Below are 7574 nucleotides of genomic sequence, written 5' to 3' on the forward strand. Positions count from 1 at the left end.
GGTTGGCCTGCCCTTCCGGTGCGAGTGAGGGGTAATTTTTGGAGATTTCCAGCCATTTGCGCTTTTGCGCCTCGCTGACGGTATCCCAGCTTGACGCCAGCGGTTTGAGCGCCTGCTGTTGCATGGGCGTGAGTTCAGCCCAGGTCGGCTTGGCCACGACGGGCTTGGCAGGGACGGCCGGGGGCTTCACAGCTGCACTGGCAGGGCCTACGGGTTTAGGCGCCTGTGCAAGGCCCAGCATGGGCCAGGCCAGCAGGGTAGCCGTCACAAGCCCGAACGACAGCCATTGCAGTCTCAACCGCATGGAGCGGCCATCGACAGATGGGGCGCGTCGGGAGATTGCGCGCGGGATCATTGGGCCGTGGGGGCTTGGCGTGTGGCTTTGAGGTACTGGACAAAACCCGGGTCGGCAAAAGCAGCGGGCGGGAGTTCGTCAGTAAGCAAYGCCACATCGACTTCTGCCAGTTCCTGGGCGCGGTTGTCGTTCTGGATCGAATTGATGGCCAGCAGGCCTACAACCAGTGCAACAAGTGGAAGGACCGAACCAATCCGTGCCCACCAGCTCAGGCCGTCATCAGATCCCCATGAAAGGGCGGCACTTGTGCCAACGCCGACGACGCTGGTGGCGGTTTGTGTTTTGGCGACTTTACGTTTTGAAACAGCTTGAGCGCGTGCGGCGCGCAGGCGCTCGGAAATGTCGTAAGGCAGGTCGGCAGCTCCCGCGGACAGGTAGGACGCGGTCTTCAGGCCAAAGCGGTCCTGCAGGATTTCGGCTCTTTTTTGTAGTGAGTTAGTCATAGTTTTATACCTTTGGCACTCAGGGCTTTGCTGAGGGCGTGAACTGCGCGGGAACAATGTGTTTTGACACTGCCCTCCGAACAGCCCATGGCGGCTGCTGTTTCAGCGACATCCATTTCCTCCCAGTAACGCATCAGAAAGGCTTCCCGTTGACGGCCCGGCAATTCCTTTACCTGCAGTTCGATCTCATGCAATATTTGCGCCCGCTCAGTAGCATCCTGGGCGCTCTCTGTACCCTCTGAGTTGGTAAGGCTCTCTAAAGTTTCCAGAAGATCGAAATCTTCTCCCTGCGATTCAAAGTCGCTCATGTTGGAGAAAAGCGCGTTCCGGGTCTTGCGGCGCCGGAACCAGTCCAGCGTGGTGTTGGCCAGGATGCGCTGGAACAGCATGGGCAGCTCGGCCGCAGGCTTGTCGCCATAGTGCTGGGCCAGCTTCATCATGCTGTCCTGAACGATATCAAGGGCAGCTTCTTCATCTCGCACGTGGTAGATGCTGCGCTTGAAAGCCCGTTTTTCAACGCTTTTCAGGAAATCCGAGAGTTCTTGTTCAGTTGCCAACGGTGTGGGGTTCCGGTTCGTCCAGCGCTGCACAGGGTGGTCTGCGGGTACTCGCAGGGCCGATGYCGATAAGGCATGCATCCAAGGATACAGCTGGAAAATTATCGCATCCCGGCCGGTACCGGATGCGATTTTTCGCCGCTTGCAGCCATTGCGCAACGCGAAATGCCATAATACTGCCTGCAATTCAAAGGCAAACGGGTCACGACTCGGCGGTTTATGTTTCCGCTTATGGTTTTGGCCTCAAGTCTCGATGCCGCTTCACAAGAGTGGGCAAAGAGGCACCCAAGGTATTTCGTTAGAGAAATTCACAAAGGTTCATCATGGAAATCTCCAAAGCGGAAATCGCTTCCGCGGCAGCTGCGTCTGCACAAACAAATTCTCAAGAACTCCGCGGCGCGGAAATCCTCATGAAGTCCCTTCAGGCTGAAGGCGTCAAATACATGTGGGGTTATCCGGGCGGTGCAGTCCTGCATATTTACGACGCCGTCTACAAACAGGACTCGATCCAGCACATCCTGGTGCGTCATGAGCAGGCAGCTGTGCACGCAGCCGACGGTTATGCTCGCGCCACAGGCGAGGTGGGCGTGGCGCTGGTCACTTCCGGCCCAGGCGTGACCAACGCCGTGACCGGTATCGCGACAGCGTACATGGACAGTATCCCGATGGTCATCATCACGGGACAGGTCCCCACCCACGCCATCGGCCTGGACGCCTTCCAGGAGTGTGACACCGTCGGCATCACCCGGCCCATCGTGAAGCACAACTTCCTGGTCAAGGATGCGCGGCACATGGCCGAAACCCTGAAAAAGGCGTTTCATATCGCCCGCAGCGGCCGGCCCGGCCCCGTGGTCGTCGATATCCCCAAGGACGTGTCCTTCAACAAGGTGCCCTACAACGGCTATCCGCAAACCGTTGAGATGCGCTCCTACAACCCGGTGCGCAAAGGCCATGGCGGGCAGATCCGCAAGGCCCTGCAATTGCTGCTGGCGGCCAAACGGCCCTATATCTACACTGGCGGCGGCGTATTGCTCAGTAATGCCTCGCAAGAACTGCGCACTCTGGTCGACATGCTGGGCTACCCCTGCACCAATACCTTGATGGGCCTGGGCGCCTACCCGGCCAGCGACAAAAAATTCCTCGGCATGCTGGGTATGCACGGCACCATCGAAGCCAACAATGCGATGCAGCATTGCGACGTGTTGCTGGCTGTCGGTGCGCGTTTTGATGACCGCGTGATCGGTAACCCCAAGCATTTCGCGCAGAACGAACGCAAGATCATCCACATCGACATCGACCCTTCCAGTATTTCGAAGCGCGTGAAGGTTGATATTCCGATCGTGGGCGACGTGAAGGACGTGCTGACCGAACTGATTGCCATGATCAAGGAATCCGGCCTCAAGCCTGACGCGAACGCCCTGGGCGGCTGGTGGGACACGATTGAAGGCTGGCGCAAACGCGACTGCATGAAGTACAGCATGGGCAAAGGCGATGTCATCAAGCCCCAGCATGTGGTCGAAACGCTCTGGAAGCTGACCAAGGACGCGGACACCTACATCACGTCGGACGTGGGTCAACACCAGATGTGGGCTGCGCAGTACTACAAGTTCGACGAGCCGCGCCGCTGGATCAATTCAGGCGGCCTGGGCACCATGGGCGTCGGTATTCCCTATGCCATGGGCATCAAGCTGGCCAAGCCCGACTCGGAAGTGTTCTGCATCACCGGTGAAGGTTCGGTGCAGATGTGCATCCAGGAGCTTTCCACCTGCCTGCAATACAACACGCCGATCAAGATCGTGTCGCTGAACAACCGTTACCTGGGCATGGTGCGCCAGTGGCAGGAAATTGACTATGAAGGCCGCTACAGCAGCAGCTACATGGACGCACTGCCCAATTTCGTGAAGCTGGCCGAAGCCTACGGGCACGTTGGCATGTTGATCGAAAAGCCGCAGGACGTGGAGCCGGCGCTTCGCGAAGCCCGCAAGCTCAAGGACCGCACGGTGTTCATGGACTTCCGCACGGACCCGACCGAAAACGTGTTCCCGATGGTGCAGGCCGGCAAGGGCATTACCGAAATGCTGCTGGGGTCGGAAGACCTCTAGGCCTCACGCCACCACACCCATTCATTCACCGTCACCTGACGAATCTATTGTCTGCCGAGCCTGCGCATTACCGTGCGCAGGGGAGGGCAGCGAAAAGAGGAATCTTCTTATGAAACACATCATTGCAGTTTTGCTGGAAAACGAGCCGGGCGCTCTTTCCCGCGTGGTCGGCCTGTTCTCGGCACGCGGCTACAACATCGAAAGCCTGACCGTCGCCCCGACGGAGGACCCGAGCCTGTCGCGCATGACGATACAGACCACCGGTTCTGACGACGTCATTGAACAAATCACCAAGCACCTGAACCGACTGATTGAAGTCGTCAAGGTTGTCGATCTGACCGAAGGCTCCTACACCGAGCGTGAACTCATGATGGTCAAGGTGCGCGCAGTCGGCAAGGAGCGCGAAGAGATGAAGCGCATGGCTGATATATTCCGCGGGCGAATCATCGACGTGACGGAGAAAAGCTACACCATCGAGCTGACTGGGGACCAGTCCAAGAACGATGCATTTCTGGAAGCCATAGACCGCAGTGCGATCCTGGAGACGGTGCGAACCGGCTCCAGCGGCATCGGCCGTGGAGAGCGGATTTTGCGGGTTTGATTTAAGTCGTCCGTGCGCGCGTTTCGACAGGCTCAACGCGAACGGATTTTGAGTGGCGATATGCGTTTACCGTTCGCCCTGAGCCTGTCGAAGGGCATTTTCGCCAATACCTATTCTGGAGAGAAAAATGAAAGTTTTTTACGACAAAGATTGTGATTTGAGCCTGATCAAGGGCAAAACAGTCGCCATCATCGGCTACGGCAGCCAGGGCCACGCACACGCGCAAAACCTGAACGACAGCGGCGTGAAAGTGATCGTCGGCCTGCGCAAGGGCGGCGCTTCGTGGCCCAAGGTCGAAAAGGCCGGCCTGAAGGTCGCTGAAGTCGCGGACGCGGTCAAAGCCGCTGACGTGGTCATGATCCTGCTGCCCGACGAGCAAATCGGCGCGGTCTACAAAAACGACGTGGCTCCCCACATCAAGCAGGGCGCTTCCCTGGTTTTCGCCCACGGCTTCAACGTGCACTACGGCRCCGTGATTCCGCGCGCCGACCTCGACGTCTGGATGGTCGCCCCCAAGGCACCCGGTCACACGGTGCGCAATACCTACGCCCAGGGCGGCGGCGTACCTCACCTGGTTGCTGTGCACCAGGACAAGTCCGGCAAGGCCCGCGACCTGGCTCTCTCCTATGCCATGGCCAATGGCGGCGGCAAAGCCGGCATCATTGAAACCAACTTCCGCGAAGAAACCGAAACCGACCTGTTCGGYGAGCAGGCTGTTYTGTGYGGCGGTACCGTCGAGCTGRTCAARGCCGGYTTCGAAACSCTGGTKGAAGCTGGCTACGCYCCCGAAATGGCSTACTTYGAATGCCTGCACGAACTCAAGCTGATCGTTGACCTGATCTATGAAGGCGGCATCGCCAACATGAACTACTCGATCTCGAACAACGCTGAGTACGGCGAATACGTGACAGGCCCGAACATCGTGACCTCGGCCACGAAAGACGCGATGCGCAAGTGCCTGAAAGACATCCAGACGGGTGAATACGCCAAGAGCTTCCTGTTGGAAAACCAGGCTGGCGCGCCAACCCTGCTGAGCCGCCGCCGCCTGAATTCCGAGCACCAGATCGAGATCGTGGGCGAAAAGCTGCGCGCCATGATGCCCTGGATCGCAAAAAACAAGTTGGTCGACCAGACCCGCAACTGATCGAAGCCCGTCAGGGCTTTGTCCTGCAAAAAGCCGCGCAAAGGTCCTGCGCGGCTTTTTTTCTGACCAAGGCAGACTGGGCGGGGTGAGGTGAAAGTTTCTGCCGGGGCCGATCTTGGTATCCTTGGCGGCTTGAGTCGACGGCTTATTCCTTCAAGGAGGCCCGGCTTCTGGATGGCATCTACAGGTGCTATGAATTTGATAGCTGTTTGYGCGCACCAGTTGTGCCTCAGGAGTGTTTTTATGCATGATGGTGAAGATTCGGCGTTTCCTACCGAAGCGGTGGTGATACGCAAGCGACGCAAGGGCATTTACATATTGCCCAATTTATTCACGCTGGCCGCCCTGTTTGGCGGCTTTTACGCCATCGTCATGGCCATGAACGGGCGCTTCGACCAAGCCGCCATTGGTGTGTTTTGCGCCATGATTCTCGACAGCCTGGACGGCCGCGTCGCCCGGATGACCAACACGCAAAGCGCTTTCGGCGAGCAGATGGATTCGCTCTCGGACATGGTGTCTTTCGGCGCCGCACCGGCGTTGATCGCCTACGTCTGGGCCTTGACCAGCCTGGGGCGGTGGGGTTGGATAGGCGCTTTTGTGTATTGCGCCTGCGCTGCGCTGCGCCTGGCTCGCTTCAATGTGAACACGGCCGTGGTCGACAAGCGCTTCTTCCAGGGTCTGCCGTCGCCCGCCGCGGCGGCATTGGTGGCCGGCTTTATCTGGCTGATGACCGATGCGGGAGTCAGTGGGCTGGAAGTGCGCTGGGTGACCTTCGGCCTCACGCTCTATGCGGGCCTCACGATGGTCACAAATGTGCCGTTCTACAGCTTCAAGGACGTGCAGATGAAGCGCAGCGTGCCTTTCGCCGCCATTGTGTTGATTGCACTTGGGATCGCCGTTATCAATATTCATCCACCGACCGTGATGTTCGGCCTGTTTGTGCTGTACGGTTTTTCGGGCTATGTGCTATACGGCTGGCGCAAGGCCAAGGGCCAGCAGACCAGCGTGATCTCGACGTCCACCGACGAACCCGACGAGCGCGGCCTTCACAAATAATTGTGGTACATTGAGCAGATGAAACAAATTTCGCTAGCACTACTGCTATCTGCCAACGGGCGGAGACGGTAGCGCACGCGTACACCTGATTCAACGGCCCGTTTGCACCAGCAACGGGCCGTTTTTCTTTGGGTTGCTGGTTTTTTTGTAATCTTTGGGGTTGACGAAATGACCATGTTGAAAACACCTTCCAGCAAATACCAATCCTTCGCGCCAGTCCGACTGGCCGACCGCACATGGCCCGATGCCGTGCTGACGCAAGCGCCCATCTGGTGCAGCGTGGACCTGCGGGATGGCAACCAGGCGTTGATCGAGCCCATGGATATTCCTCGCAAACTGAGGATGTTCCACACCCTGGTGAAAATCGGCTTCAAGGAAATCGAGGTGGGCTTTCCGTCCGCGTCCCAGGTTGAATTCGACTTTCTCCGCCAGCTCATCGACGGCAATCTGATTCCCGACGACGTCACCATCCAGGTGTTGACGCAGGCGCGCGAGCCGCTGATCCGTCGCACTTTCGAATCGCTCAAGGGCGCCAAAAAAGCCATCGTCCACCTCTACAACGCCACCGCCCCGGTTATGCGCCGCGTGGTGCTGGGCATGAATGAGGACGAGATTGTCCAGCTCGCGACCGACAATGCGCGGCTCTTCCAGCAACTGGCAGCGGCACAGCCTGAAACGCAATGGACGTTCCAGTACTCACCCGAGATGTGGTCGGGCACTGAGCTCGCGTTTTCCAAGCGCGTGGTTGATGCCGTGACCGAGGTCTGGCAGCCGACGCCCAAGCGAAAATGCATCATCAACCTGCCGTCCACTGTGGAGCATTCCACGCCGAATATTTTTGCCGACATGATGGAGTGGATGCACCGCCACCTGGCCAGGCGCGACGCCATCGTGATCTCGGTTCATCCCCACAATGACCGCGGTACGGGCACTGCGGCCGGCGAGTTGGCCTTGATGGCTGGCGCCGACCGCATTGAAGGCTGCCTCTTCGGCAACGGCGAGCGCACCGGCAATGTGGACCTGGTGAACATCGCGCTCAATCTCTACACGCAAGGCGTGTCGCCTGGGCTGGACTTCTCGGAAATCGACGAAATTCGCCGCACGGTGGAGCATTGCAACCAGCTGCCCGTGCATCCCCGCCATCCTTATGCAGGCGACCTGGTCTACACCTCGTTCTCCGGCTCGCACCAGGACGCCATCAAGAAGGCTTTCGCTGCGCGCAAAGAAGGCGACGTGTGGGACATGCCTTATTTGCCCATCGATCCTAAGGACCTGGGCCGCAGCTATGAAGCCGTGATCCGCGTCAACAGCCAGTC

The 7574-nt window shown here is 58.6% G+C and carries 8 protein-coding genes; 5 read left to right on the forward strand and 3 right to left on the reverse strand.

The genetic code is table 11. The features are described 5' to 3' along the window. The 3 genes from AC1D1P_RS09835 to AC1D1P_RS09845 all read right to left on the reverse strand — a co-directional run. The coding region (locus tag AC1D1P_RS09835) for a DUF3106 domain-containing protein (RefSeq protein ID WP_477672838.1) at positions 1-304 on the reverse strand (304 nt) is incomplete at its 3' end. A gap of 47 nt (positions 305-351) precedes the next feature. Continuing rightward, the gene (locus tag AC1D1P_RS09840) at positions 352-798 is read right to left on the reverse strand and encodes a DUF3619 family protein (RefSeq protein ID WP_477670846.1); all 447 of its coding nucleotides are present in this window, start codon (positions 796-798) and stop codon (positions 352-354) included. After that, positions 795-1355 (reverse strand): RNA polymerase sigma factor, encoded by a 561-nt coding sequence (locus AC1D1P_RS09845; RefSeq protein WP_477672839.1) that lies wholly within the window; start codon positions 1353-1355, stop codon positions 795-797. Before AC1D1P_RS09845 ends, AC1D1P_RS09840 begins: the two co-directional genes overlap by 4 nt. Positions 1356-1678: 323 nt before the next feature. Here AC1D1P_RS09845 and AC1D1P_RS09850 point away from each other — a divergent pair, with 323 nt between their 5' ends. The 5 genes from AC1D1P_RS09850 to AC1D1P_RS09870 all read left to right on the forward strand — a co-directional run. Then, complete coding sequence (locus tag AC1D1P_RS09850) at positions 1679-3457, forward strand: acetolactate synthase 3 catalytic subunit (protein ID WP_457278606.1); 1779 nt, start codon at positions 1679-1681, stop codon at positions 3455-3457. Positions 3458-3566: 109 nt separating this feature from the next. Then, complete coding sequence (gene ilvN, locus AC1D1P_RS09855) at positions 3567-4058, forward strand: acetolactate synthase small subunit (RefSeq protein ID WP_011483239.1); 492 nt, start codon at positions 3567-3569, stop codon at positions 4056-4058. A 127-nt stretch (positions 4059-4185) separates the two neighbouring features. Continuing rightward, complete coding sequence (gene ilvC, locus AC1D1P_RS09860; RefSeq protein WP_477672840.1) at positions 4186-5202, forward strand: ketol-acid reductoisomerase; 1017 nt, start codon at positions 4186-4188, stop codon at positions 5200-5202. A 243-nt stretch (positions 5203-5445) separates the two neighbouring features. Continuing rightward, positions 5446-6258 carry a CDP-diacylglycerol--serine O-phosphatidyltransferase gene (pssA, locus tag AC1D1P_RS09865; protein WP_457278605.1) on the forward strand — a complete coding sequence of 271 codons (813 nt, stop codon included), beginning with the start codon at positions 5446-5448 and terminating at the stop codon, positions 6256-6258. 174 nt (positions 6259-6432) lie between these two features. Next, a partial coding sequence (locus AC1D1P_RS09870; RefSeq protein ID WP_477672841.1) for a 2-isopropylmalate synthase occupies positions 6433-7574 on the forward strand: 1142 nt, incomplete at its 3' end.

The sequence above is a fragment of the Polaromonas sp. P1_E1_2 genome (assembly GCF_056406035.1).